Below are 25,361 nucleotides of genomic sequence, written 5' to 3'. Positions count from 1 at the left end.
CCCTGGGCAGATCAGTCGGCAGCGGTGGCGGGCACGGGGACTTCGACAGTCCCTCCGGGCCCGCAGCCACATGGTTCGCGCTCTCCGCCCACGTCGCCCCGGCTCGCACCGGGCAGCTGTTCCCTCAGCTCCGCGATGGCCGAGTCGAAGTCCTCCAGCGAGTCGAACGCCCGGTACACGGACGCGAAGCGCAGGTAGGCGACGAGGTCGAGTTCCTGAAGCGGGCCGAGTATGGCCAGGCCCACGTCATGAGTGGTCAGCTCCGCGCTGCCGGTGGCGCGCACCGCCTCCTCGACGCGCTGGCCGAGCAGGGCGAGGGCGTCCTCGGTGACAGGGCGGCCCTGGCATGCCTTACGGACGCCGTTGATCACCTTCGTGCGACTGAAGGGTTCGGTCACCCCGCTCCGCTTGACCACCATGAGCGAGCACGTCTCCACGGTCGTGAAACGACGGGAGCAGTCGGGGCACTGGCGGCGCCTGCGGATCGACGTGCCGTCGTCGGTGGTGCGACTGTCGACGACACGGCTGTCGGGGTGCCTGCAGAAGGGGCAGTGCATGGAACTCCAACCCTCCTTCACGGCACGACTCAATGGCCTCGGGAGACCCTTCAGGCCCCTCGAAGCAGCCTCAAGCATAGGCGATGACCGAGACCTCGACGGACCGGGGACCACAACTTCTGGGCTGCTGATGCAATCCAACCACTAGATCTGGTGCTTGAGCGCTAATTCGCCCCCACGCGTGTCGCTTTCGCCGCTCGACCGCCGGGGCGGGAGCGCGCCCACGACGGAAGCGCGCAGTTCACGCGCAGGGCGCCCGCGGATCGCGGTCGGCGCCGCACGGAAAGGGGGCCGGTTCCGGGTTGACGGACCACCGGATGGCACACTGAGACCCTACGGAGTGGGTCACGGCCTCGGCGGTGAAGCGTACCGTAATCAACCGAATTGCCACTCCGGTAGAGCGCAAGGCATACACCTGGGCACATGATCGCGACAAGCGATCTGCGATTTTTCACTCGAACGTGTGTTTGGCGCAACCTTTCGAAAGCTACTACCGTTGGCTAGCTAGGGAGAACATCTCGAGAGGGGCCTACCGACGTGACCACCACCGCCGCAGACAGTGCCACCATCACCGCCCAGGACCGTTCCCAGGGCCGACTCGAGCCGGTGCATGCCATGAATGACGCATCCATGAGCGCGGAGGGGCCAAAGCCCGCGCGCTCCCTGCCCGGCCGACCTCCCGGGATCCGCGCGGACAGCTCGGGGCTCACAGACAGGCAGCGGCGCGTCATCGAGGTGATCAGGGACTCCGTGCAGCGGCGCGGCTACCCGCCGTCGATGCGGGAGATCGGCCAGGCGGTGGGCCTTTCGAGCACGTCGTCGGTCGCACACCAGCTGATGGCCCTGGAGCGCAAGGGCTTCCTGCGCCGGGACCCGCACCGCCCCCGCGCGTACGAGGTCCGCGGCTCCGACCAGCCGAGCGCGCAGCCGACGGACACCACGGGCAAGCCGGCCGCGTCGTACGTCCCGCTCGTCGGCCGCATCGCCGCCGGTGGCCCGATCCTCGCCGAGGAATCGGTCGAGGACGTGTTCCCGCTCCCCCGGCAGCTGGTCGGTGACGGCGAGCTCTTCGTTCTGAAGGTCGTCGGCGACTCCATGATCGAGGCCGCGATCTGTGACGGCGACTGGGTCACGGTCCGCCGCCAGCCGGTCGCCGAGAACGGTGACATCGTGGCCGCCATGCTCGAGGGCGAGGCCACGGTCAAGCGGTTCAAGCGCGAGGACGGCCACGTGTGGCTCCTGCCGCACAACTCCGCGTACCAGCCCATCCCCGGTGACGAGGCGACCATCCTCGGCAAGGTGGTGGCGGTCCTGCGCCGGGTCTGACCCCGCGCCCCCGACCGGGCCCCGGAACCAACTGCGCCGGTTCCGGGGCCCTGCTGTGTCTATGGACGGGGCTGGGCCCGGCTCGTCCGGGGAGGGACCCCACTGGTGCGGGGCCCCTGCGCATTCCCCTGGCCTACTCGGTCTCCCCCGCCTCGGCGGTCGCCTTCGCGTCGATCGCCGCCAGGGACCGTCGTACCTGGTTCCGGTCCGTCGTGTACCAGAAGTCCGGCAGCGAGGCCCGCAGATAGCTTCCGTACCGGGCCGTCGCCAGTCTCGGGTCGAGAACCGCGACCACGCCGCGATCCCCGGTCGCCCGTACGAGACGGCCGGCGCCCTGGGCCATCAGCAAGGCCGCGTGTGTCGCCGCCACGGCCATGAAGCCATTGCCTCCGGCGTCCTCGACGGCCTTCTGGCGGGCGCTCATCAGCGGATCGTCGGGACGCGGGAACGGGATCTTGTCCATGACGACGAGCTGGCAGCTGGCACCCGGTACGTCCACGCCCTGCCACAGGGAGAGCGTGCCGAACAGGCACGTCTTCGGGTCGGCCGCGAACCCCTTGATCAGCTCGCCGAGGGTCTCTTCGCCCTGCAGAAGGATCGGGAACTCGGGGAGCCTCGTCCGCAGCTCCTCCGCCGCGGCCTGTGCGGCCCGCATGGACGAGAAGAGCCCCAGTGTGCGTCCGCCGGCGGCCTGCATCAGCTCGGCCAGCTCGTCCATCATGTCGGTCCGGGTGCCCTCGCGCGCGGGGCGTGCGAGGTGCTTGGCGACGTAGAGAATGCCCTGCTTGCGGTAGTCGAAGGGTGATCCGACGTCCAAGCCCTTCCACTGCGGGAGGTCCTCGCCCTGGGTGCCTTCGGGGGCGAGGCCCAGCGACGCGCCCACCCCGTTGAAATCGCCGCCGAGCTGGAGCGTGGCCGAGGTCAGTACGACGGAGCGGTCGGTGAAGAGCTTCTCTCGCAGCAGGCCGGACACCGACATGGGGGCCACCCGCAGGGAGGCTCCGAAGCGGTCGTGGCGCTCGTACCAGACGACGTCCCACTCGGAACCGTTCGTGATGCGCTCCGAGACGTCGTGGATCGTCTCCACCGAGGCGAGAGCCTGCTTACGCACCGCGTCCTCGTCCTGGACCGACTTGTCGCGGGTGGTGCCGAGAGCCGAGATGACGGTCCTGGAGGCGTCCCGCAGGGCCATCAGCGCGTAGCCGAGGTCCTCCGGAATCTCTTCCAGGCGGCCGGGCAGCGCGAGCTCCATGAGCCGCTCGAAGCCCTCGGCGGCGGTCTGGAGCTGGTCGGCCGCCTTTTCGTTGACGAGCTTGGCGGCTCGTCGCACCGCGCGGTTCACCTGCCCCGGTGTGAGCTCGCCGGTCGCCACGCCCGTGACCCGGGAGACCAGCTCGTGCGCCTCGTCCACGATCAGCACTTCGTGGGAGGGGAGAACGGGCGCCCCTTCGATGGCGTCGATCGCGAGGAGCGCGTGATTCGTGACGATCACCTCGGCGAGTTTGGCCCGCTCACGCGCTGCCTCGGCGAAGCACTCCTGCCCGTACGCGCACTTGCTGGCGCCCAGGCACTCCCTCGAGGAGACCGACACCTGGGACCAGGCCCGGTCGGAGACTCCGGGGGTGAGATCGTCCCGGTCGCCCGTCTCCGTCTCGTCCGCCCAGTCCCGCATCCGCAGCAGGTCCTGGCCGAGCTTGCTGGTCGGCGCGGCCGCCTCGAACTGGTCGAAGAGCCCCTCCTCCTCGTCCTGCGGCGCCCCTTCGTGGAGGCGGTGCAGACACAGATAGTTCGACCGGCCCTTGAGCATGGCGAACTGGGGACGCCGGCGCAGCAGGGGATGCAGCGCGTCGACCGTGCGCGGCAGGTCCCGCTCGACCAGCTGGCGCTGCAGGGCCAGCGTGGCCGTCGCGACCACGACCCGCTCGCCGTGAGCCAGGGCGGGCACGAGGTAGCCGAGGGACTTACCGGTACCCGTGCCTGCCTGGACGAGCAGGTGGGAGCCGTCGTCGATCGCCTCGGCGATGTTCGCGGCCATGGTCACCTGGCCAGGGCGCTCCGTACCACCGACAGCGGCGACGGCGGCGTGCAGGAGCTCGGGGAGGGAGGCGCGAGGGGAAGCAGTCATAGCTCGACCACCCTACGGGGCACCACTGACAATCCCGCGATCAAGGCTGGTGCAGTGGGTTGGGCACCGTGCCGTGCACGGCGGCGTGGGGACGATGGGGCCGGTCACGGTAACCGTCCAGGTGCAGCCGGTTGCGATTGAGGCAGAGGCGCTCGATACGGGGAGTGAGCAGGTCGAACATCTCGTACCGCTCCTTGAGCTCGGGGAAGCGCGCCTGATGACGCAGGATCTCGGCGCGCACCAGGGACCAGAACGTCTGCTCCGTGACCCCGAGTTGTTCCTCGCACAGAGGTGCCAGGTACCGGAACACGCCGACGAACAGTCCGGAGTGGATGAACTGCGTCAGGAACGCGGGTGCCTCGGTGAGCAGGATCTCGCGTACGTCCTGGGGCATGTGGTCGTGTTCGGGCAGCGGCTCGGCGCTCACGTTCACGTCGTCCACGAAGTCCTTCACCGCGAGCCGCACCGGCACGTCGTGGTCGTCGAAGACGACGATGGCGTTCTCTCCGTGGGGCGAGAACACGGTGCCGTAGCGGAAGAGGAAGTGCAGGAGCGGGGGCAGCAGGGCCGCGAACAGGCGGCGCAGCCACACGTCGGGGATCAGGCCCGAGCGGGCGACGAGCTCCGCGGTGAACGCCCGCCCGTGCGGGTCCACGTGGAGGAGCGAGGCCAGTGTGCGGGCCCGCTCGCCGGGCGCCAGATACCGGGAGACGGGTTCGCGCCAGATGGCACCCAGCAACTCCTTGTACTGGTAGGGCACTTCCTCCAGACCGTCGTACAGAGGGTGCTCGACCGCCACCGAGGCCACCTCTCCGAGGAGGATGACGCCGCAGTCTTCCTTCAAGAAGGGGTCGGTTTCGCGCAAGGAGTGCATCCAGGCGGTCACTGCGGGGGCCGCGAGTGTGCGTTCCGTGGGCAGGCCGCGCCACACGAGGGTGTTGAGCACGGAGAGCGGGAGCTTCACGGTGTGCCGGTCGGGACGTGACACGTTGAGGAACGTACGGATGGACTGCTGCGGCAGACGCACGTCGCCGTCGGTCGGGAGCGGCACGATCGCGTCCTTCGCGAGCGAACCGGCGAAGAGCGGCAGCACGATGTTGTTCCACTGCCATGGATGTACCGGGAGGTACAGGTAGGAATCGGGGGCGAGGCCACGCGCGCGAAGCACGCCGGCGAACGAGTCCCGCGTCTCCGGAGTGAGCTCACGGTCGTAGAGGCGCTGTGCCGTCGCCAGGTCCGCGACCCCTCGGTACGTGGCGAGCCCGGTGTGGACGGCGATCCACGGGAGCGTCCCGGGTGTGCGGGCCTCGGGGGCCCAGCGCGCGGTGTCGGTTCCTGAGAAGCCCATGCGCCCCTTGTTCAGGACGAGCCAGGGGTGACCGGTCTGGTGGCCTTCCAGCTCCGCGTACCCGAGATCGGCGAGCTGGGCCGAGGTGAGCGCGGTGTGGTCGAGGCGGGTGTCGGCGGCGAGGGTGACGGTGAGCTCGCGGATGAGGTGCCCGAGGGTGGCGCCGTCGAGATCGAGGACGTGTTTGGCGCGGAGGAGGAAGGCGAGGGGGTCGGTGAAACGTTCTGGGGGGTTCGCCGCGGTGCGCGAGGAGTCCGTGGCGAGGTCGTCGTCCGCGGGCCGGCCGGTGATCCACTCGATGCTGCCCGGGTCGACGAGCCAGCTGCCGTAAGCGCCCCGGCGGGCCCTGAACCGGAAGGCGCTGCCGGGCGGCATGTGAGCGCCCGCGACGGAGACGGTGTAGAGGTCGCCGCCACGTTCCGGTTCCGGATCCCGCTCGCGTTCCGGTTCGATGATCTCCTCGTACGCGAACTCGCCGATCATCTTCGCCAGCAGCCGGGCTGCGGCGCGCTCCCAGTTCGCGGAGGTGAGCTCCGGCGGGTCGTACAGAGCGGGAGACGCTCCGGAAGTCTGGGGCGCGGACGGATTCGGCACGGGGACTCCTCGGGAGGGAACCGGATCGGGGCGAGCGACGTTACTAAGAGTGACGGGTTCACAGCAGAGTGCGCAGGGCCCGGTCTCGGACCATGAGTGCCGCTCTCTTCTCGGGGAGATCCACCTCGGCGGAGAAGCGGAAGCCGGCACTCAGGAAAGCGGATACGGAGGGGGTGTTGCGGAGGTCCGGTTCTGCGACGACACGTGCGCAGGGCGGACGGTGGTCGAGCACGAGGTCGGCGACGGCCCTCAGCAGGTTCGTGCCGAGTCCTCGGCCGCGGTTGGCGACACCACCGATGAGGAGGTGAACACCGGTGTCGTGCGGGCGGGCGGGGTAGTGGCGGGCCAGTGGGTCGAGGTCGGCGCGGTAGATCTCCCAGTAGCTCATCGGCGTGCCGTCCAGCACTCCCAGACAGGGGACGCTGCGTCCGTCGCCGTCGAGTTGGGGGCGGAGGTGGTCTTCCGTGACGGCTTGTGGGCCTTCGAGTTCCCAGAAGGCCGCTACAGCGGGGTCGTTCATCCAGCGGCTGATCAGTGGCAGGTCGCGTTCCATACGGACGGGGACCAGCTGGAAGACGCCGGAGCGTGTGGTGACCGGTCCCCACGCTCCGACGTTGTCGAGCAGGTCGTCGTCGGTCAGGTCGCGGTCGGCCAGGTCGCGGTCGGTCAGGCCGGTCGATGTGCCATCCGTTCCGGGCCCGTGCCCCGAGCTGCCGTTGCCCTGTCCGCCGGCTCCACCCTGCGCGGCGATCAGGTCGATGAGTTCGTCGGGCAGGCGCAGGTCGAGGGTGTCGGCGGCGTCCGGGTCGAAGCCGGATGTGTCGGCACCTGCGGTGGGGCCCGCGAGCTCGCCGGCGGCTTGGACCGGCTCGGGGTTCTCGTCGGTGACGGCGGTGGCGAACGGGGTGGTGGGCGAGACTCCGGCGCCGTTGCGCGCGTCGGTGGATGACACGGCGACGTTCCTCTCAGGGGATGGGGTGGGTCATGTTCCTCAGGAATGAAGGGGGTTGGCGATGGTGACGTAGACGGACTGGGTGTCGACGGGTCCGACGAGTTCGTCGAGTCCGTGCAGGCGGGTGAGGAGGTTGGCCTTGCAGCGCAGGACCGGCGAGTCGAGGAGGTGGGTCGGCAGGGGGCTGCTGAGCTTGTCCGGGCCTGACGCGACATCGACGAGGAAGCCGCGGAACGCGGCCAGCAACAGCCGTTCGTCCGCGAGCTGTTGGGAGCCGAAGGCGCCGATGAGGCCGAAGACGTTGTTGATCCCGAGGTAGTAGGCGAACCTCTCGTCGGTGACGTCGTCGGAGACGAACGTGTCGCTGTGGGTGCCGATGCCGGGCAGCCTGCCGTCCAGTGCGTCGCGCCGGGACTCGCGGAAGTAGTAGCCCTGGTTGTCGCGGTAGCGGCCCCCGACGGGCCAGCCCTCGGGGTCGAGCAGCAGCAGCGTGTTCTGCTGATGGGCTTCCAGGGCGACGCCCGCGGTGCTGTCGAGCCAGAGCACGGGGCGTACGACGTGTTCGAGGTAGCGCAGGAACCACTCGGCGGCCACGGCTCCTCGGGGACGTCCGGTGCGGACGGCGAGGCGGGTGACGGTCTCGGCGAGACGGGAGCTCATGCGGTGTCGGTCCAGTTGACCGTGGGGTGTGGCCGGGGTGGCCGGGGGCCTGGGTGAGACGAAGCCGGCGATGCAGGCCGCGTCGTCACCGGGAGCGAACGGGTTGTTCCGGATCATCACGTCCAGGCCGGGCACCGGTTCGCCGTCCTGGCCGGTGACGGCGAGCCAGGCCGGGTCTCGGACGATGTCGAAGCCTGGGTGAGCGGCCTGCCACTGCTCGAAGAGGCCGGTGCGGAGCAGGCGGTGGACCTCGACGCCGCGGTGGAGTTCTTTACGGAGATTCTCACGACGGGAGTTGGTGATGCGCAGGCCGAGCGAGAGCTTCAGCATGGCCGGGGCGTCGGGCCGGTAGAGCGTACGAACGGAGGAGGTGGGGTACCACGGGGCGCCGTGAGGGCCGAGGTCTCGCAGGAGCCCGGCGTCGAGGAGGGCTGCGGTCTGTGGGCGGTGCCTGAGTTCGCGAACCTGCCAAGGGTGCAGGGGCAGCGGGGCGTGGCCGTCGGGCAGGGGGAGGTCTGTTCCGGCGAGTTGGCGGGCGATCTGGTCGGCGGGGAGTGCGCGGCCTCGCTGGGTCCAAGCCGAGTCCATCGCGAGCACCGACCGGTTCACCGCCATCCAGTGCACGGGGAAGGAGCCTTGCAACTCGGGTGAATAGAGGCGCGATTCGGCCTCGGACAGGCCCTCGCGGCTTTTCGGGGTCGGGTGCAGGGGGTGGCCGAGCAGGAGGGACTGCTCGGAGGCCAGGAAGGGGTCGTCGGTGTCACCCGGGTTGCTGCGGCGGTACGCGATGAAGTCGGCGGTTCTCCGGACGGAGTCCGCTACGCGCCCCACGAGATCGGCTCCGTCGCTGGAGGCGGTGGCGTGGGAGGCGGTGGCGTGGGAGGGCGGGGCTTCGGGGGCGGTCTGCGGAGTGGTCGCGGGGGGCGGCGGGGCAGGCGTCGCAGCCGGCGCCTGCGTCAGCCCCTGACCGACTACGCCTTCGCCGTCACCCGGCATCAGGCCGCGGCCACGGGGACCCGCGGCCTCGCGGCTGAGGAGGGCGGCGATGGTCACGGCGTCCACTCGGGGGGCGTCGAGGGGGCCGTTCTGGAGGTAGGGCATGCCGAACCGGTGCCAGCCGGTGGTGGACCAGTAGTGGACAGGGACGAGGAGGGCGGTGCCACTTGCGGGGAGAGGTACGCGCAGAGTGCCGTGTCGGGGTTCGGCGAGGTCGTTCTCCCGCACCCAGCAGCGGAGCAGGTTCTCGACGGCCGCGGCTTGGGCCGCCGTGCCGGGGTCCGGATGCTCCAGCAGGTCGGCGGTGGAGCCGTGCAGATGCTCGGCCTCCTGGCTGCCGCCCTTCTGCCGGGGGACCGTCCCGCGTTCCGGGGCAAGGTGGGGCTGCGTGTCGCAGGCTCCGTTCACCTGGGGGCGGGGGCGGTCGTCGGGTGCGGGAGTGGCGTTCAAGGGGGCTTCCTTGTGGGGTTGTTGACTCCGTGATGCGGTGGTCCGGACTGTCCGGTGTTCCGCTGCCGGCCGTGGTGGCCGGCGTCGTGGTGACCCTGGCGTTCCTGGTGTGGGGCCTGTTGGCGGCGCCGGGTCCGGCTGGGCTATCGGCGATGCGTGCGGGCCGCTTCGGCCAGGGCGTCGGCGAGGCGTTCGACGACGGCGGCGGCCTGTTCGTCGGTGATCGTGAGCGGTGGCAGGAGGCGGACGACGCTGGAGTGGCGGCCGCCGAGCTCGACGATCAGGCCTCGGCGGAGGCATTCGCGCTGCACGGAAGCGGCGAGTTCGGGAGCGGGAGGGAAGGGGCTCAGGTCCGGTGCCGCGGGCAGGTCCGGGTTCTGAGGGGTTTCCGGCTCGACCAGTTCGACCCCGATCATCAGGCCGCGGCCCCGTACGTCCCCGATGCAGGGGTGCTCGGCGGCGAGGCCCTGGAGCCGGCCCACCATGCGGGCTCCCAGGAGGGCGGCGCGTTCGGCGAGGCGGTTCTCCCTGACGTAGGCGAGGGTCGCGGCGCCGGCCGCCATGGCCAACTGGTTCCCGCGGAACGTGCCGGCGTGGGCCCCGGGCTCCCAGACGTCGAGGTCGTCCCGGTAGACGACGACGGCGAGGGGAAGGCTGCCTCCGATCGCCTTGGACAGCACCATCACGTCCGGGACCACGCCGCTGTGTTCGACGGCCCAGAAGGCGCCTGTTCGGCCCACGCCGGTCTGGACCTCGTCGGCGATGAGGGGGATGGAGCGGGCCGCGGTGAGTTCGCGCATGCGGCGCATCCAGGCGTCGGGCGCGGGGATCACTCCGCCTTCGCCCTGGACGGGTTCGAGGATCATGCCGGCCGGGAGCGGTACCCCGGACTTGGGGTCGTCGATGAGGGATTCGGTCCAGCGCGCGGAGAGTTCGGCGCCGCGCTCGCCGCCGATGCCGAAGGGGCAGCGGTAGTCCTGCGGATAGGGCAGGCGCGCCACGCTCACGTTCTGTGCTCCGCCCGACACTTCGAGCGCGCCCGCGGTCATGCCGTGGTAGGCGCCGGTGAAGGCGAGCAGTCCGCTGCGGCCGGTGGCCGTGCGGACGAGTTTCAGGGCGGCCTCCACCGCGTCGGTCCCGGCCGGTCCGCAGAACTGGATCCGGGCCCGCTCGGCGAGTCCGGCGGGCAGGGTCCGGAAGAGTTCCGTCGTGAAGGCGTCCTTCACGGGGGTGGCCAGGTCGAGCACGTGCAGCGGGGCGCCGGAGTCGAGGACGCGCCTGATCGCTTCGAGGACGACGGGGTGGTTGTGTCCGAGGGCCAGCGTGCCCGCGCCGGAGAGGCAGTCGAGGTACCGGCGGCCGTCGGCGCCCTCGATCGTCATTCCCCGGGCCCGCACGGGCACGATCGGCAAGGCGCGCGCATAGGTGCGGGCGGCCGATTCCCGTGCGGACTGCCGCCGCAGGATCCCCTCTTGGGCCGCGCCTTCACGGGCGGCACCCCCCTCGTACCCCGCGGACAACGCCGCGGGCGCAGGCTCGGTGACGGCCACGACTCTTGGTCCTCCCGCTGGATCCCGACGGATCCTGTCGAATTGTCCGTGTTCGGGGATCAGTTGACGTACGGGCGTCCGGGGTCGAACCCCCAGGACCGAGCGACGACGTCGAATCCCCCGTACGTACCAACGACGGTGGCAGCGCGGGATCACGGGTCGGCCGGAAATCCGTGCCGGGCGCAAGATCTCCGCCGTGACGGAACCGTTGCCGTTCCGTGGGATGTCGCCCACAGCGCGCGCATAGGGTGGGTTGCCGTTCGACGGAGGTCGGCGGGGTTCGTTCGCGGGGTGGGCATGTCGAGTGCCGGCGCCGCGCGTTCGGTCCACGGCCATCGGCGGCCGGCACGGCACAGTTATCGAAGCCCAGGGGGATTCACGACATGCGACCCATACGTCCGCTCTCGACCGTTCAGCGTGGGAGGGGCGCGCGCCGCAGAACCTCCCCCGTGGCGGCCGCCCTCGCCGTCGGTGCGGTGCTCGCACTCACCGCCACCGCCTGCGGTCCCGGCGACGACAGCGCCGACCCGAAGCCGACCGCGTCCACGACGCAGGCCGGCGGCGACAAGATCCAGATCCCGGACGACATCAAGGACCGGCTCAAGGAGCACGGTATTGATCTGGACAAGTGGAAGAACGGCGAGTGGAAGAACTGGGACAAGGACAAGTGGCTGCGTGAGGCGCAGGACTACGTCAACCCCATCATCGACGGTCTGTGGGACCCGGACCGGATGCGTGACGCCGACAAGAACCCGGACCACGAGGTCGACGACAACGACATCTCGGGCGACCAGGGCGTGACGGACCCGACGCCGCAGCCCGTGAAGGCCGCGGCGGTCGGCACGCCGTACCACGAGAGCGCGCCGTACGCGGGGAAGCTGTTCTTCGACAGCCCCGAGGGGTCCATGGTCTGCTCGGCGACGGTCGTCACGGACCCCGCTCACCCGGGCAAGTCGGACATGGTGTGGACCGCGGGGCACTGCGTGCACGCGGGTAAGAAGGGCGGCTGGTACCGCAACATCGCCTTCGTGCCCTCGTACAACAACGCGGGTCTGACGGGAGAACAGCTCAAGAAGGCCACCAAGGAACAGGTCGCCCCGTACGGCGTCTGGTGGGGCGAGTGGGCGCAGACGTCGGACCAGTGGATCGAGCAGGGCGGTCCGACCGGCGGGCAGGGCGCGCCGTACGACTTCGCGGTCATCCATGTCACGCCGGAGAAGGGCAGCGAGGGCAAGACCCTTGAGGAGACGGTCGGTTCGGCCATGCCGGTCGACTTCAACGCGCCCGCGGTACCCAAGATCGCCACGATGACGGCGAAGGGCTACCCGGCGGCGCCGCCGTACGACGGCGAGACGCTGTACCAGTGCGCCGACAAGCCGGGGCGGCTCTCGCTCACGAAGGCCGACCCGACGATGTACCGCATCGGGTGCACGATGACCGGCGGTTCGTCCGGTGGCGGCTGGATCGCGCAGGGTTCCAACGGCAAGCCTTCGCTGGTGTCGAACACGTCGATCGGTCCGGTCACGGCCGGCTGGCTCGCGGGTCCGCGCCTCGGCAAGGAGGCCAAGGGGATCTACGACGCGGTCAGCAAGAAGTACGCCGGTCAGTAAAGAGTGCATCACTCAGTAAGTGGCATGGCGGTCGGCACAGTTGTGCCGGTCAGTGACAGCTGTGCCGACCGCTGCAAAGTGACTGGTCAGTAGAGGCTGACACCGCGGTGGGGTGACGAAATCTTCACCACCCCACCGCCGTCCGTCCTCAACTCCACAGGCATAGTGGGGTGCTGCGTCCGGGGCCTTCGCAGGGAAACGTTCCGGATCTGACAAGCACATGACACATTCGTTTCATCGGGGGGATCCGCACCATGCGTTCCACACGTCCGTCATCCACGCGCAGCCGGGGCCGTCGCACGGCCCTCGCCGCGACGGGGCTCGCCGCGGCCCTGGCGCTCACCGCCACCGCCTGCGGCCCGAGCGACGACAAGGCGAGTGACAAGTCGGCCGCCACGGCTTCGCAGGGCGCCGGCGACGGCTCCGACGGCCGGCTGCCCGGGGACCTCGCCGACCAGCTCAAGAAGCACGGCATCGACCCGGACAAGTGGCAGAACGGCGCCTGGAAGAACTGGGACAAGAAGGACTGGCTGCGCGAGGCCAAGGACTTCGTCAACCCGGTCATCAAGGACCACTGGAAGCCCGAGCGGATGAAGTCCGCCAAGGACCCGGACAAGACGATCGCCGCGAAGGACGCCACGGCCGACCAGGGCGCGACGGATCCTGAGCCGCAGCCGGTCAAGGCCGTGCCCGAGAAGACCCCGTACCACGAGAACGCCGCGCCGGTCGGCAAGGTCTTCTTCGACTCCCCCGAGGGCTCGATGGTCTGCTCCGGCACCGTCGTGAAGGACCCGCGCAACCCGGGCAGGTCCAACCTCGTCTGGACCGCGGGCCACTGTGTGCACGCGGGTGCCGCCGGCGGCTGGTACCGCAACATCGCGTTCGTCCCGGCCTACAACGACCTCGGCAAGTCCGAGGCCCAGCTGCAGAACGCCGCCCCGCAGGAGATCGCCCCGTACGGCACCTTCTGGGCCGACTGGGCCTCCACCTCCAACGAGTGGATCGACACGGGCGCCGAGTCGGGCGGCGCGGGCGCGCCGTACGACTACGCGGTGCTGCACGTGAAGCCGGAGCAGGGTTCGAAGTCCCTCGAGGAGACCGTCGGCGCCGCGCTGCCGGTCGACTTCTCCGCGCCCTCCGTCCAGTCGGTCGACAGCATGGGCGCCTGGGGCTACCCGGCCGCTCCCCCGTTCAACGGCCTGCTGATGCACAAGTGCATCGACCGTCCGGGCCGGCTGTCCCTCAGCCCCGACCAGCCGACGATGTACCGCATCGGCTGCACGATGACCGGCGGTTCGTCCGGCGGCGGCTGGTTCCGGGTCGTCGGCGGGAAGACCGAGCTGGTCTCGAACACGTCGATCGGCCCGGCCGGCAACACCTGGCTGGCCGGACCGCAGCTGGGCAAGGGCGCCCAGCAGGTCTTCGACTCGATGAGCGAGAAGTACGGAAGCAAGTAAGCACGGAAGCCAGTAGGTACGGCCGTCAGTAGGTACGGCAGTAACTACGGCTGTCAGTAAGCAGCCGTCGGCTTCACCACGCGAACGAGGGCCCGCCCCCAGGAAGTTGGGGGCGGGCCCTCGCCGTGAATGCACCAGCTGCCGGTACGTCAGCTTCCGGCGGCCGCCGGGATGTACGGCGCGAACTCCGCGGCGAGTTCCTCGTGCACCCGCGCCTTGAGCAGGGTGCCCTCCGGCGTGTGCTCCTCGGAGATCACCTCGCCGTCGGCGTGCGCACGCGCGACCAGCTGGCCGTGCGTGTACGGCACGAGTGCCTCGATCTCGACCGCGGGGCGCGGCAGCTCGTCGTCGATGATCGTGAGCAGCCGCTCGATGCCGAGCCCGCTGCGGGCCGACACCGCGATCGCTCGCTTCTCGACGCGCAGCAGCCGCTGGAGGACGAGCGGGTCGGCCGCGTCCGCCTTGTTGATCACCACGATCTCGGGCACCTGTGTGGCGCCCACGTCCCGGATCACCTCACGCACGGCGGCCAGCTGCTCCTCCGGCGCCGGGTGTGAACCGTCCACCACGTGCAGGATCAGGTCGGAGTCGCCGACCTCCTCCATCGTGGAGCGGAACGCCTCGACGAGGTGGTGCGGCAGGTGCCGTACAAAACCGACCGTGTCGGCCAGGGTGTACAGGCGGCCGGTGGGCGTCTCGGCCCTGCGGACGGTCGGGTCGAGGGTGGCGAACAGTGCGTTCTCCACCAGGACGCCGGCGCCCGTGAGGCGGTTGAGCAGGGACGACTTGCCCGCGTTGGTGTAGCCGGCGATGGCCACCGACGGCACCTTGTTGCGGCGCCGCTCCTGGCGCTTGATGTCGCGGCCGGTCTTCATGTCCGCGATTTCCCGGCGCATCTTCGCCATCTTCTCGCGGATCCGTCGCCGGTCCGTCTCGATCTTGGTCTCACCGGGACCACGGGTGGCCATGCCTCCACCGCCGCCGCCACCCATCTGCCGGGACAGCGACTGACCCCAGCCGCGCAGTCGCGGCAGCATGTACTGCATCTGCGCGAGGGCGACCTGCGCCTTGCCCTCTCGGGACTTGGCGTGCTGGGCGAAGATGTCGAGGATCAGGGCGGTCCTGTCGACCACCTTGACCTTGACGACGTCCTCGAGGTGGATGAGCTGGCCGGGGCTGAGCTCACCGTCACACACGACGGTGTCGGCTCCGGTCTCGAGCACGATGTCGCGCAGCTCCTGGGCCTTGCCCGAGCCGATGTACGTCGCGGCGTCGGGCTTGTCCCGGCGCTGGATGACACCGTCGAGCACCTGGGCGCCGGCGGTCTCGGCGAGGGCGGCCAGCTCCGCGAGGGAGTTCTCCGCGTCATTCACGGTGCCCGAGGTCCACACACCGACGAGCACGACGCGCTCCAGGCGGAGCTGCCGGTACTCGACCTCGGTGACGTCCTCGAGCTCGGTGGAGAGGCCCGCGACGCGGCGCAGGGCCGCGCGCTCGGAGCGGTCGAGCTGGTCGCCGTCCCGCTCTCCGTCGATCTCGTGGCTCCAGGCGACGTCCTCTTCCATCAGGGCATCGGCCCGAAGACCTTCGGGGTTGTTCTGCGCGAAGCTCTGCGCGTCCTGGGAAGGGGAAGAAGAGGAGGTCATTGGATCCTTACGTCGAGGTGATTGACGAATTTTTCGCATCGGTGACGGTCCGCGCTGACAGCGTGGTCCTTCGACCAGCACAACGTCCCGGGCGGTCCGGAGATTCCCGGGCCGGGCGCGCCGCCGACCTGAAGATGTTCGCACGGTACGGCACGTCTCGTCACCCGACTTAATGCCCGCGCGCGCCGGGCCCTACCCCTCGCCCTACCCCTCGCCCTGCCCCTTGCCCTGCCCCGCCCGCGCCTCCCGCGCCGGCTTCGCCGTCTGCACCGGCGCCGGCTTCCAGTCCGGGTGGCCCGGCATCGGCGGCGTCTTCTTGCCGTAGAGCCAGGCGCGGAAGAAGCCGTGGAGGTCGCGGCCCGAGGTCTGTGAGGCGAGGTCGACGAAGTCCGCGGTGGTCGCCGTCCCGTCACGGTGCGTGCGCACCCAGGCCCGCTCCAGACGCTCGAAGGCGGGGGCGCCGATCTCCTGGCGGAGCGCGTAGAGGACGAGGGAGCTGCCGTCGTAGACGACCGGGCGGAAGATGCTGATCTTCTGGCCCGGCTTCGGCGCCTTGGGAGAGGCCGGCGGGCCGCCCGCCGCGCGCCAGCCGTCCGAGGCGCTGTAGGCCGCCCGCATGCGCTTGGCCATGGACTGGTGGCCCTTCTCCTGCGCGTAGAGGGCTTCGTACCAGCTGGCGTGGCCCTCGTTCAGCCACAGGTCGGACCAGGTGCGGGGGCTGACGCTGTCGCCGAACCACTGGTGGGCCATCTCGTGGACCATGATCGACTCGATGTACCAGGAGGGGTAGGCGGGCTCCGTGAAGATCTCCTTCTCGAAGAGGGAGAGCGTCTGGGTCTCCAGCTCGAAGCCGGTCTGGGCCTGGGCGATCAGGACGCCGTAGTTCTCGAACGGGTAGCGGCCGACCTTGCTCTCCATCCAGGCGAGCTGGGCGGGGGTCTTCTTGAGCCACGGTTCGAGGATCTTGCGGTCCTCGGTAGGCACCACGTCCCGGACGGGCAGCCCGTCCGGCCCCTCACGGCGCAGCACGGAGGAGCGGCCGATCGAGACCTGCGCCAGCTCGGTGGCCATGGGGTGGAGGGTGCGGTACGCCCAGCTGGTGGCGGCGCCGTGGCGCGTCTTCAGGTAGGGCACGCCGTTGGCGACGACCGTGTCCTCCTTGGGAGCGGTCACCCGGAAGGTGAACATGGCCTTGTCCGAGGGGTGGTCGTTGCACGGGAACACGCGGTGCCCGGCGTCGGCCTGGTTGGCCATGGCGAGACCGTCCTTGGTCTGCACCCAGCCGCCCTCCTCCTTGCCGGGCACCGGGTTGCTGGTGTGCCGCACGGTGATCTCCAGCGGGGCACCCTCCGGGACCGCCGTCCCCGGCGTGACGACCAGGTCCTCGTCGCTGGTGTCGAAGCGGGCCGGGCGCCCGTTGACCTCCACGGAACGAACGGTTCCGTGCGAGAAGTCGAGGTTCACCCGGTCGAGACGCGCCGTCGCGATGGCATCGATCTTGGTGACGGCGTCCAGCGGCTTCTTGTTGTCGCCGCGGTACGTGAACGCGATGTCGTACGACTGGACGTCGTAACCGGGGTTGCCGAGGTGCGGGAAGAGCCGGTCGCCGACGCCCAGCGGCGCGGCCGGCTCCGGCGCGCTCGCGGCGATCAGTGCGGTGGAGGCGGCCGCGGCGACGAGCGCGGTGCCCATGCGGAGGGTCCGGGGGGTGAGCAGCATGGACTACGGCTACCAGCGCGCGCGTCCCCGCTCCGGCGGGACGCGCCACACCCACCCGAACGAGACCCTACGAGCTGCTCTGGGCGGGGTGCTGCGCCCGGCTGACGTCGTACACCCCTGCGATGTTGCGCATGGCCCGCATGAGTCCGGGGAGCGTTGCCGCGTCCGGGAGTTGGAGCGTGTACGTGTGGCGTACGCGGCCCTGGCTCGGTGGTTCGACGGTCGCCGAGATGACGGCGACGCTCTCCAGGGCGATGGCTTCGGTGAGGTCGGCCAGCAGGTGCGGGCGGCTGAACGACTCGGCGATCAGCGAGACCCGGCACTCGGCGGTGTCGCCCCAGCTCACCCCGATCTCCGCACGCCCCGCGCTCTTCATGCGCGCCACGCCGGGACACTCCGCGCGGTGCACGGTGACGGCGCCGCCGCGTACCGCGAAGGCGGTGATCTCGTCGGGCGGCACGGGTGTGCAGCAGCCCGCGAGGCGCACGGTCGCGCCGGGCTTGTCCACGACCGCGTTCGCCTCGGCGGGGCGGCCCGCGGGCGCGCCCTGAGGCGTCCTGGGCGCCGCCTCCGGGGCGCGGCGGCCCTGCGGCTCGGCCTGTGGTGTGGCGGGATGGGTCGTGAGCCAGCGCCGGATGGCGATGCGGGCGGCGGGTGTGCGGGCGTGGTCGAGCCAGTCCCTGGAGGGCTCGGACGCGGGGTCCTGGCCCATGAGGAGCTGGACGGTGTCCCCGTCGCGCAGGACCGTGCTGAGCGTCGCCAGGCGGCCGTTGACCCGCGCTCCGATGCAGGCGTGGGCGTCCTCGCCGTACTGGGCGTAGGCGGCGTCGACGCAGCTGGCGCCCGCGGGCAGGCCGAGGGTGCCGCCGTCGGGCCGGAAGACGGTGATCTCGCGGTCCTGGGCAAGGTCCTCGCGCAGGGTGGACCAGAACGTGTCCGCGTCCGGGGCGGCCTCCTGCCAGTCGAGGAGGCGGGAGAGCCAGCCGGGCCTGGTCGGGTCGGCGCGCTCCCCGTCCCTTTCGGCCTGCTCCTCCGAAGGGGGAGCGTAGGGATTGCCGAGCGCGACGACTCCGGCCTCGGCGACCTTGTGCATCTGGTGGGTGCGGATGAGGACTTCGGCGACCTCGCCGTCACCGCGCGACACGGCCGTGTGCAGGGACTGGTAGAGGTTGAACTTCGGTACGGCGATGAAGTCCTTGAACTCCGAGACGACCGGCGTGAAGCAGGTGTGCAGCTCGCCGAGCACTCCGTAGCAGTCGGCGTCCTCCGCGACGAGGACCAGGAGGCGCCCGAAGTCCGCTCCGCGCAGGGCGCCTCGCTTGCGCCGCGACCGGTGTACGGAGACGAAGTGCCGGGGCCTGATCAGTACTTCGGCCGTGATCCCCGCGTCCTTCAGGACGGTCCGGACGTCCTCGGCGATCTCCGCGAGGGGGTCGGAGCCGAGCGTGTCGTTGGCGGCGATGAGCTCGCGGGTCCGCGCGTACTCCTCCGGGTGGAGGATCGCGAAGACGAGGTCCTCCAGCTCGGTCTTGAGCGCCTGGACGCCGAGGCGCTCGGCGAGCGGGATGAGGACGTCGCGGGTGACCTTGGCGATGCGTGCCTGTTTCTCGGGGCGCATCACGCCGAGGGTGCGCATGTTGTGCAGCCGGTCGGCGAGCTTGATCGACATGACCCGGACGTCGTTGCCGGTGGCGACGAGCATCTTGCGGAAGGTCTCGGGTTCGGCGGCCGCGCCGTAGTCGATCTTCTCGACCTTGGTGACGCCGTCGACGAGATAGGCGACCTCTTCGCCGAACTCCCGGCGGACCTGGTCGAGCGTGACGTCGGTGTCCTCGACGGTGTCGTGGAGGAGGGACGCGGTCAGCGTCGTGGTCTCGGCGCCCAGCTCGGCGAGGATCAGGGTCACGGCCAGCGGGTGCGTGATGTAAGGCTCGCCGCTCTTGCGCATCTGGCCGCGGTGGGAGGACTCGGCCAGGACGTACGCCCGGCGCAGCGGTTCCAGGGGGGCTTCCGGGTGGTGGGCGCGGTGGGCCTCGACCACGTGGCCGATGGCGTCGGGCAGCCGGTTTCCCGCGGCGGGGCCGAGGAGCGCGGCCCGGCCGAGGCGGCGCAGGTCGATCCGGGGAAGGCCGCGCCTGCGGTGGGCGCCCGGTGTGATCGGGCCGGGCGTCGCGGGATTGGTCGCCTCCGCACTCATGAGCACCTCCGGCTGCGTCGACCGGCGGCGGTCTGCGGGGTACTGCCCGGGCCGGTGCTTGATGCTACCGAGCCCATCACGTGGACCTGACCCCCTCTCGCCCAGCGTGAAACGGATCACCCATTCGAGCGAACGTTCAGGGGTTTACGGTTTCGAGAACCGTCAGCCAGTCCGTGTCGATCTCGCCCTCGGCGACGATCACCGCTGGCCCCGTCATCTCGATCTCCCCGTCGGCGCGCTCCGTGATCACGAGCCGTCCGCCGGGCAGATCCACCGTGTACGTGACCGGCGCTCCGGTGGCCGCGGGGTCCAGGCCGTCCCTGCGGGCCGCGGCGACGGCCACGGCGCACGCGCCCGTACCGCACGAGCGGGTCTCGCCCACGCCGCGCTCGTGGACCCTCATGGCGACGTGCCGGGGGCCGCGGTCGACGACGAACTCGACGTTCACCCCGTGCGGGTAGGCGGTGGCCGGGGCGAAGGACGGCGCGGAGTAGAGGCTGCCGGCCTGGGCGAGGTCGTCCACGAAGGCGACGGCGTGCGGGTTCCCCATGTTCACGTTGCGCGCGGGCCAGGTGTGGTCCGCGACGCCGACGGTGACGTCCCCTTCGGGGAAGAGGGCCTTGCCCATGGCGACCGTGATGTCGCCTTCCTTGTCGATGTGCACACTCTTCACACCACCGCGCGTGGCCACGGCGATGTCGCCGTCGCCCACATGACCGGCACGGCGCAGGTAGTGGGCGAACACGCGCACACCGTTGCCGCACATCTCGGCGATCGATCCGTCGCCGTTGCGGTAGTCCATGAACCACTCGGCCTCGGCCGCCAGATGCCGCGCGTCGGGGTGTGCGGCGGAGCGCACCACGTGCAGCAGACCGTCGCCGCCGACGCCGGCCCGACGGTCGCACAGGGCGGCGACGGTGGCCGGGGGCAGCTCGATGCTGTTCTCGGGGTCGGGGACGATCACGAAGTCGTTCTCGGTCCCGTGACCCTTGAGGAAGGCGATCCGCGTGCTCATCCCTCGATCGTACGGGGTGCCCCCGACAACCCGTCGGGACGGCCCGGTACGTGGACCAGACCGGTACGTGGACCAGGGGGTGTCTGACTGTTCCTAGCGCAGGCGGGCGACGCGCCATACGGCGAGGACCGCCACGGAGGCGACCACGACCGCGTACGCGCAGACGACCCGCCAGTCCGGGCGGGAGTCCGATCCCCGGGCGGGGAAGCCGGGCCAGGTGTACCCGACGCGGCGGGCGGCCATCATGCCCCAGCCCGCGGCGCACGAGCTGATCAGCAGTCCCAGCATGGCCACGACGGCACCGCCGTCCCCGAACTCGAAGAAGAGGGGGAACGCGAACATCAGGGAGCCGATCGCGGAGAGGATCACGATGGGCGCGAGCTGCCACAGGCGCAGGCGGCGCTGCGGGCGCAGCTCCACCTCGACCTCGGCGCTTTCGGCCTGCGCCGCGAGCTCCTCGGCCGTGGGACCGTCGGCGATCACACCGTCCGGGGTCGCGTCGGGACCGTCGGAGCTCAGCTGCTCCCCGCCCGGTGCGGTGTCACGAGGGCCGGCCTCCATCGCCACGCGCCCTCCCACTTCGGACTCCACTGGTCGATCGATGGTCGATGATGGCACGCCCGCAGGGGCCGGGATGACGGGCGGAGCGTCCCGATGCCATCACGTGATCAGGCTGTGACCGGTCGTTCGATCAACGTCATTGCCCGTGCCGGGAGTTCCCCCCGGTCGGCCACGGCGCCGCTGAGCCAGTGGACGCGCGGGTCACGCCGGAACCAGGAGTCCTGACGGCGCGCGAAGCGCTTGGTGGCGCGGACGGTCTCGGTCCGCGCCTCGTCCTCGGTGCACTCCCCGGCCAGCGCGGCGAGCACCTGCTGGTAGCCGAGCGCCCGCGACGCCGTGAGCCCTTCGCGCAGCCCCTGCGCCTCCAGGGTGCGCACCTCGTCCACGAGACCCGCGTCCCACATGCGGTCGACGCGGGCGGCGATGCGCTCGTCGAGCTCCGGGCGCGCCACGTCCACGCCGATCTGGACCGTGTCGTACACGGAGTCGTGCCGCGGCAGGTTGGCCGTGAAGGGCTTGCCCGTGATCTCGATGACTTCGAGGGCGCGGACGATGCGCCGGCCGTTGCTCGGCAGGATCGCCTTGGCCGCCTCGGGGTCGGAGACGGCGAGGCGGGCGTGCAGGGCGCCGGAGCCGCGCAGGGTCAGCTCCTCCTCCAGGCGTGCACGCACCTCGGGGTCGGTGCCGGGGAACTCCAGGTGGTCCACCGCGCCGCGGACGTAGAGGCCGGAGCCGCCGACCAGGATCGGCCAGCGTCCCGCGGCGAGCAGTCGGTCGATCTCCGCGCGGGCCAGCTTCTGGTACTCGGCGACGCTGGCCGCCTCCGTGACGTCCCAGATGTCGAGGAGGTGGTGCGGGATGCCGCCGCGCTCCTCGGGCGTCAGCTTGGCGGTGCCGATATCCATCCCCCGGTAGAGCTGCATGGAGTCGGCGTTGACGACCTCGCCGCCGAGTTCCCGGGCGAGAAAAACGCCCAGATCGGACTTTCCGGCCGCGGTGGGCCCGACGACGGCGATGACCCGCGGAGCGGGAGCTGCACTACTCACCGCCCCAGTCTCGCAAACCTCCGGACCACTTCCCGAACGAGCTACGTGACGACCGAGGTCCGGGGTCGTTCCCTGTTGCGAGGTTCCGACCGCCGGTTTCGAGGGCCGGAGACCCGGGCGACGCAAACGGGCGCACCGGGCGACGCGGGATTTCGCCCGCACGAGTAGCTTATGGAGTGGAAATGGGCGTTTTTGCAAGGTTTCGTCGGAAGTCGAAGGATGCGGAGGAGACGTCGGGCGACGGGGCGCAGGCCGCCACGCTGACGGCCGGGTCCGAGGCCGAGGACTCCTCCCCCGAGGCGACCGGGACGACCGGGGCGGCTGAGGCGGCCGGGGCCCCGGAGGCTGCCGGTTCCGTCGCCTCCCCCGCTTCCTCCGCGGACGCCGACGCCGCGGAGGAAGCGGAGGAGGTGGCCGACGAGGCGGCCTCCACCCGCGGGCCCGCCGCGGTGGCGGAGCCCGTGGAGATTCCCAAGCAGCAGAACGCGGAACAGGCCGCCGACAGCGAGGCCGGTGAGCGCGCCCGCAAGTAACCCCGCCGGTCCCCCGCGAGTGAAGGTGAACCCATGGGCATCCTGGACACGTTGAAGGCCAAGCTCAGCAAGGAGAAGGTCGCTGACCTCGCGCAGAAGCACGGGGACAGGATCGACCAGGGTCTGGACAGCGTCGCGAGGACGGTCGACGAGAAGACCAAGGGCAAGTACCGCGACCAGATCCGGGCCGGCACGAGCAAGGCCAAGGACGCCGTGGACCGCCTCGCGGGTCCGGGCAGCCGGGACGGGGGCGGCAGTCAGGACGGGGACCGGAGTCAGGACGGGGACCGGAGTCAGGACGGGGACCGGAGTCAGGACGGCGGCGGCGACACCCCGCCGGCACCGCCCGCGGCCCCCTGAGGCGCACGGCGCCGACACCGACACCGGCACACGCGGACGGCCGCGGAGCGTCACGGCTCCGCGGCCGTCGCCGTTCGTTCAAGGGCTCGTTCACCGGCGCGTGCTGAGGCAGGTGCAGAGGCGGGAGAAGTCTCCGCCTGCTACGACGACGACCAGGTGGCGACGAAGTAGCCCACTCCGTAGGGGGCGTCCTCGTACAGGACGCGGCACGTCTCGTCCTCGTCGAAGGCTCCCGTCATGACCTGCCACGGGGAGCGGCCGGAGATCTTGAGTTCACGGGCGAGGTCCGCGTCGAGGTTGGCGAAGAACCCGTCGCGGTCGCCGTTGCGGAGGGCCTCGGCGATCGCCGCGTCGACGCCTTCGGCGCGCTCGTCCAGATAACCGGGGGCCTTGAGGCTGCGGCAGGCGGTGCCGTCACCCATGACGAGGAGGCCCACACGGTCGGCGCGGGCCGCGAGGTGGACGCCGTCCTCGCCGTTCATCGGCCATGTCCGGTCGCCCTGGACCTCGTAGCCCGTGACGCGGCCCGTCCAGCCGGCCCTGGCGAGCAGCCAGGCGCCGACGGAGAGGGACAGGGGAAGCCGGCCCTCGGGGGCCTCTGCGCCCTCGGGCACCGCTCCGAGGCGGACCTCCCGGTCCACGCCGAAGGGCAGGAAGCTGCCCGCGGTGCCCTGCCCGTGCTCGCGGGTCACGGGCCCTTCGCCGACGACCACGATCAGGTCGGGACGGGCCGCGATCACCTCGCGGACGGCCTCGTCACAGGCCGCGCGCGCGGCGTCCAGCTCGGGGGCCGCACCCGCTGCGACCTCGGGCACGAGCAGGGGCGGGCAGGGGCAGACGGCGGCGGCGACAAGCATGATCGGCAGCCTACTGCGCCGGGGGCACGGTCGGTGGTGGTGCCCGTCAGTCGATGGCGCAGCCTCCCGTGGCCGCCGGCAGGGGGGCCGGGACGCCCACCGAGGGCAGGCCGAGCATGACGCCCTGCTTCTGCTGGGGCTCCGCGTTCCGCTTCTCCCAGGCGTCGCCCGCGCGCGTGCGGCGCACGGCGAGGACGTCGCCCTCGGCAAGCAGGTGGTGCGGGGCGGCATAGGTGATCTCGACGGTGACCACGTCACCGGGGCGCACTTCGGCAGCCGGCTTCGTGAAGTGCACCAGGCGGTTGTCGGGGGCGCGGCCGGACAGACGGTGCGTGGTGCCGTCCTTGCGGCCCTCGCCCTCGGCGACCATCAGCTCCAGGGTGCGGCCGACCTGCTTCTTGTTCTCGTCCCAGGAGATCTCCTCCTGGAGGGCGACCAGGCGCTCGTAGCGCGCCTGCACGACCTCCTTGGGGATCTGCCCCTCCATGGTGGCCGCCGGCGTCCCGGGGCGCTTGGAGTACTGGAAGGTGAAGGCGTTGGCGAAGCGGGCCTCGCGGACCGCGTGCATGGTCTGCTCGAAGTCCTCCTCGGTCTCGCCGGGGAAGCCCACGATGATGTCCGTGGAGATGGCGGCGTGCGGGATCGCGGCGCGCACCTTCTCGATGATCCCGAGGAAACGCTCCTGCCGGTACGAGCGGCGCATCGCCTTCAGGACGGTGTCGGAACCGGACTGCATCGGCATGTGCAGCTGCGGCATCACGTTCGGCGTCTCGGCCATGGCGGCGATCACGTCGTCGGTGAAGTCACGGGGGTGCGGGGACGTGAAGCGCACGCGCTCCAGGCCCTCGATCTTGCCGCAGGCGCGCAGCAGCTTGCCGAAGGCCTCCCGGTCGCCGATGTCCGAGCCGTACGCGTTCACGTTCTGCCCGAGCAGCGTGACCTCGCTGACGCCCTCGGCGACCAGGGCCTCGATCTCGGCGAGGATGTCGCCGGTCCTGCGGTCCTTCTCCTTGCCGCGCAGGGCGGGCACGATACAGAAGGTGCACGTGTTGTTGCAGCCGACCGAGATGGAGACCCAGGCCGCGTACGCGCTCTCGCGGCGCGTGGGCAGCGTCGAGGGGAACGCCTCCAGGGACTCGGCGATCTCGACCTGCGCCTCCTCCTGGACACGGGCGCGCTCCAGCAGGACGGGCAGCTTGCCGATGTTGTGCGTGCCGAAGACGACGTCGACCCATGGAGCCCGCTGCACGATCGTGTCGCGGTCCTTCTGCGCCAGGCAGCCGCCCACGGCGATCTGCATGCCAGGGCGCTTCGTCTTCATCGGGGCCAGGCGGCCGAGGTTGCCGTACAGCTTGTTGTCCGCGTTCTCACGGACGGCACAGGTGTTGAAGACGACGACGTCGGCGTCACCGTCGGCGTCCTTGGGCGCGCGGACGTATCCCGCGCCCTCAAGAAGGCCGGACAGCCGCTCGGAGTCGTGGACGTTCATCTGGCACCCGTAGGTTCGAACCTCGTACGTCTTGAGTTGCTGAACGTCCACTGCCTGGCTCCGGTCGCTGCTGGTCATGCACTCCAGGGTAGGCGGTACGCGGAGCCTCTTTGCTCCGGCAGGTTTCAGCCCACGACGGTCCAGGTGTCGCCGCCTGCGAGCAGCTCGCTCAGCTCCCCCTTTCCCTTCTGTTCGATGGCCTCGTCGAGCTGGTCGGACATCTGGACGTCGTAGACGGGCCGCTCGGTGGAGCGGAAGACGCCGATCGGGGTCTGGTGCAGGGTGTGCGGGTCGGCCAGGCGCGAGAGCGCGA

19 protein-coding genes and 1 pseudogene are annotated in these 25,361 nt (G+C 70.8%); 5 read left to right on the top strand and 15 right to left on the bottom strand.

Going from position 1 to position 25,361, the window contains the following annotated elements:
• Positions 1 to 11: 11 nt before the first annotated feature.
• Complete coding sequence (nrdR, locus tag EOT10_RS00100; RefSeq protein ID WP_127825921.1) at positions 12 to 557, bottom strand: transcriptional regulator NrdR; 546 nt, start codon at positions 555 to 557, stop codon at positions 12 to 14.
• A gap of 537 nt (positions 558 to 1,094) precedes the next feature.
• On the opposite strand from nrdR, the gene lexA reads away from it, so the two are divergent.
• Positions 1,095 to 1,883, top strand: coding sequence for a transcriptional repressor LexA (gene lexA / locus EOT10_RS00095; protein ID WP_127825920.1), 789 nt, complete (start codon positions 1,095 to 1,097; stop codon positions 1,881 to 1,883).
• Between the two features lie 133 nt (positions 1,884 to 2,016).
• Here lexA and EOT10_RS00090 read toward each other — a convergent pair whose 3' ends face one another.
• From EOT10_RS00090 to EOT10_RS00070, 5 genes are all read right to left on the bottom strand, one after another.
• A complete protein-coding gene (locus tag EOT10_RS00090; protein ID WP_127825919.1) occupies positions 2,017 to 4,008 on the bottom strand; it encodes an ATP-dependent DNA helicase in 1,992 nt (663 codons plus the stop codon).
• 40 nt (positions 4,009 to 4,048) lie between these two features.
• Positions 4,049 to 5,950 carry an IucA/IucC family protein gene (locus EOT10_RS00085; protein WP_223280681.1) on the bottom strand — a complete coding sequence of 634 codons (1,902 nt, stop codon included), beginning with the start codon at positions 5,948 to 5,950 and terminating at the stop codon, positions 4,049 to 4,051.
• A gap of 58 nt (positions 5,951 to 6,008) precedes the next feature.
• Positions 6,009 to 6,902 (bottom strand): GNAT family N-acetyltransferase, encoded by an 894-nt coding sequence (locus EOT10_RS00080; RefSeq protein WP_127825918.1) that lies wholly within the window; start codon positions 6,900 to 6,902, stop codon positions 6,009 to 6,011.
• A 39-nt stretch (positions 6,903 to 6,941) separates the two neighbouring features.
• On the bottom strand, positions 6,942 to 9,008 hold the full coding sequence (locus tag EOT10_RS00075; protein WP_127825917.1) for an IucA/IucC family protein: 2,067 nt from the start codon (positions 9,006 to 9,008) through the stop codon (positions 6,942 to 6,944).
• A 143-nt stretch (positions 9,009 to 9,151) separates the two neighbouring features.
• Positions 9,152 to 10,558 carry a diaminobutyrate--2-oxoglutarate transaminase family protein gene (locus EOT10_RS00070; protein ID WP_189490921.1) on the bottom strand — a complete coding sequence of 469 codons (1,407 nt, stop codon included), beginning with the start codon at positions 10,556 to 10,558 and terminating at the stop codon, positions 9,152 to 9,154.
• Positions 10,559 to 10,941: 383 nt separating this feature from the next.
• On the opposite strand from EOT10_RS00070, the gene EOT10_RS00065 reads away from it, so the two are divergent.
• Positions 10,942 to 12,168, top strand: coding sequence for a trypsin-like serine peptidase (locus EOT10_RS00065; RefSeq protein WP_127825916.1), 1,227 nt, complete (start codon positions 10,942 to 10,944; stop codon positions 12,166 to 12,168).
• A gap of 254 nt (positions 12,169 to 12,422) precedes the next feature.
• Positions 12,423 to 13,625 (top strand): trypsin-like serine peptidase, encoded by a 1,203-nt coding sequence (locus EOT10_RS00060; RefSeq protein WP_127825915.1) that lies wholly within the window; start codon positions 12,423 to 12,425, stop codon positions 13,623 to 13,625.
• A gap of 149 nt (positions 13,626 to 13,774) precedes the next feature.
• On the opposite strand, the gene hflX is transcribed toward EOT10_RS00060, so the two are convergent.
• The 6 genes from hflX to miaA all read right to left on the bottom strand — a co-directional run bounded on the left by hflX (position 13,775) and on the right by miaA (position 21,809).
• The gene (gene hflX / locus EOT10_RS00055) at positions 13,775 to 15,271 is read right to left on the bottom strand and encodes a GTPase HflX (protein WP_127825914.1); all 1,497 of its coding nucleotides are present in this window, start codon (positions 15,269 to 15,271) and stop codon (positions 13,775 to 13,777) included.
• A 204-nt stretch (positions 15,272 to 15,475) separates the two neighbouring features.
• Entirely contained in the window at positions 15,476 to 16,990 is a 1,515-nt protein-coding gene (locus EOT10_RS00050; RefSeq protein ID WP_127825913.1) for a M1 family metallopeptidase, read from the bottom strand.
• Between the two features lie 67 nt (positions 16,991 to 17,057).
• Positions 17,058 to 19,187: a RelA/SpoT family protein gene (locus EOT10_RS00045; RefSeq protein ID WP_127825912.1), complete on the bottom strand. Its 2,130-nt coding sequence runs from the start codon at positions 19,185 to 19,187 to the stop codon at positions 17,058 to 17,060.
• A gap of 136 nt (positions 19,188 to 19,323) precedes the next feature.
• Entirely contained in the window at positions 19,324 to 20,202 is an 879-nt protein-coding gene (dapF, locus tag EOT10_RS00040; protein ID WP_127825911.1) for a diaminopimelate epimerase, read from the bottom strand.
• A gap of 93 nt (positions 20,203 to 20,295) precedes the next feature.
• Positions 20,296 to 20,763: a hypothetical protein gene (locus tag EOT10_RS00035; RefSeq protein ID WP_127826678.1), complete on the bottom strand. Its 468-nt coding sequence runs from the start codon at positions 20,761 to 20,763 to the stop codon at positions 20,296 to 20,298.
• Positions 20,764 to 20,870: 107 nt separating this feature from the next.
• The gene (gene miaA / locus EOT10_RS00030) at positions 20,871 to 21,809 is read right to left on the bottom strand and encodes a tRNA (adenosine(37)-N6)-dimethylallyltransferase MiaA (protein ID WP_127825910.1); all 939 of its coding nucleotides are present in this window, start codon (positions 21,807 to 21,809) and stop codon (positions 20,871 to 20,873) included.
• 182 nt (positions 21,810 to 21,991) lie between these two features.
• Here miaA and EOT10_RS00025 point away from each other — a divergent pair, with 182 nt between their 5' ends.
• Both EOT10_RS00025 and EOT10_RS00020 read left to right on the top strand, forming a co-directional pair.
• Positions 21,992 to 22,342: a hypothetical protein gene (locus tag EOT10_RS00025; RefSeq protein ID WP_127825909.1), complete on the top strand. Its 351-nt coding sequence runs from the start codon at positions 21,992 to 21,994 to the stop codon at positions 22,340 to 22,342.
• A gap of 33 nt (positions 22,343 to 22,375) precedes the next feature.
• Positions 22,376 to 22,702, top strand: a complete 327-nt coding sequence (locus EOT10_RS00020; protein WP_127825908.1) for an antitoxin — start codon at positions 22,376 to 22,378, stop codon at positions 22,700 to 22,702.
• A gap of 140 nt (positions 22,703 to 22,842) precedes the next feature.
• Here the strand turns inward: EOT10_RS00020 and EOT10_RS00015 are convergent, their stop codons facing one another.
• From EOT10_RS00015 to EOT10_RS00005, 3 genes and pseudogenes are all read right to left on the bottom strand, one after another.
• Entirely contained in the window at positions 22,843 to 23,559 is a 717-nt protein-coding gene (locus tag EOT10_RS00015; RefSeq protein ID WP_127825907.1) for a class III extradiol dioxygenase subunit B-like domain-containing protein, read from the bottom strand.
• 46 nt (positions 23,560 to 23,605) lie between these two features.
• Positions 23,606 to 25,126 carry a tRNA (N6-isopentenyl adenosine(37)-C2)-methylthiotransferase MiaB gene (gene miaB, locus EOT10_RS00010; protein WP_127825906.1) on the bottom strand — a complete coding sequence of 507 codons (1,521 nt, stop codon included), beginning with the start codon at positions 25,124 to 25,126 and terminating at the stop codon, positions 23,606 to 23,608.
• A gap of 47 nt (positions 25,127 to 25,173) precedes the next feature.
• A pseudogene (locus EOT10_RS00005) lies at positions 25,174 to 25,361 on the bottom strand (2-oxoacid:ferredoxin oxidoreductase subunit beta); the annotation flags it as partial.

It is taken from the genome of Streptomyces antnestii (assembly GCF_004005495.1).
Lineage (GTDB): Bacteria > Actinomycetota > Actinomycetes > Streptomycetales > Streptomycetaceae > Streptomyces > Streptomyces antnestii.
This window is presented reverse-complemented; position numbering and strand designations above follow the sequence as displayed.

Bases quoted from the DNA above. Each gene is read 5' to 3' on its own strand.
- EOT10_RS00090 (WP_127825919.1), bottom strand. From the start codon at position 4,008: ATGACTGCTTCCCCTCGCGCCTCCCTCCCCGAGCTCCTGCACGCCGCC.
- EOT10_RS00015 (WP_127825907.1), bottom strand. From the start codon at position 23,559: ATGCTTGTCGCCGCCGCCGTCTGCCCCTGCCCGCCCCTGCTCGTGCCC.
- EOT10_RS00025 (WP_127825909.1), top strand. From the start codon at position 21,992: ATGGGCGTTTTTGCAAGGTTTCGTCGGAAGTCGAAGGATGCGGAGGAG.
- EOT10_RS00020 (WP_127825908.1), top strand. From the start codon at position 22,376: ATGGGCATCCTGGACACGTTGAAGGCCAAGCTCAGCAAGGAGAAGGTC.
- EOT10_RS00065 (WP_127825916.1), top strand. From the start codon at position 10,942: ATGCGACCCATACGTCCGCTCTCGACCGTTCAGCGTGGGAGGGGCGCG.
- dapF (WP_127825911.1), bottom strand. From the start codon at position 20,202: ATGAGCACGCGGATCGCCTTCCTCAAGGGTCACGGGACCGAGAACGAC.
- nrdR (WP_127825921.1), bottom strand. From the start codon at position 557: ATGCACTGCCCCTTCTGCAGGCACCCCGACAGCCGTGTCGTCGACAGT.
- EOT10_RS00035 (WP_127826678.1), bottom strand. From the start codon at position 20,763: ATGGAGGCCGGCCCTCGTGACACCGCACCGGGCGGGGAGCAGCTGAGC.
- EOT10_RS00060 (WP_127825915.1), top strand. From the start codon at position 12,423: ATGCGTTCCACACGTCCGTCATCCACGCGCAGCCGGGGCCGTCGCACG.
- miaB (WP_127825906.1), bottom strand. From the start codon at position 25,126: ATGACCAGCAGCGACCGGAGCCAGGCAGTGGACGTTCAGCAACTCAAG.
- EOT10_RS00050 (WP_127825913.1), bottom strand. From the start codon at position 16,990: ATGCTGCTCACCCCCCGGACCCTCCGCATGGGCACCGCGCTCGTCGCC.
- EOT10_RS00045 (WP_127825912.1), bottom strand. From the start codon at position 19,187: ATGAGTGCGGAGGCGACCAATCCCGCGACGCCCGGCCCGATCACACCG.
- hflX (WP_127825914.1), bottom strand. From the start codon at position 15,271: ATGACCTCCTCTTCTTCCCCTTCCCAGGACGCGCAGAGCTTCGCGCAG.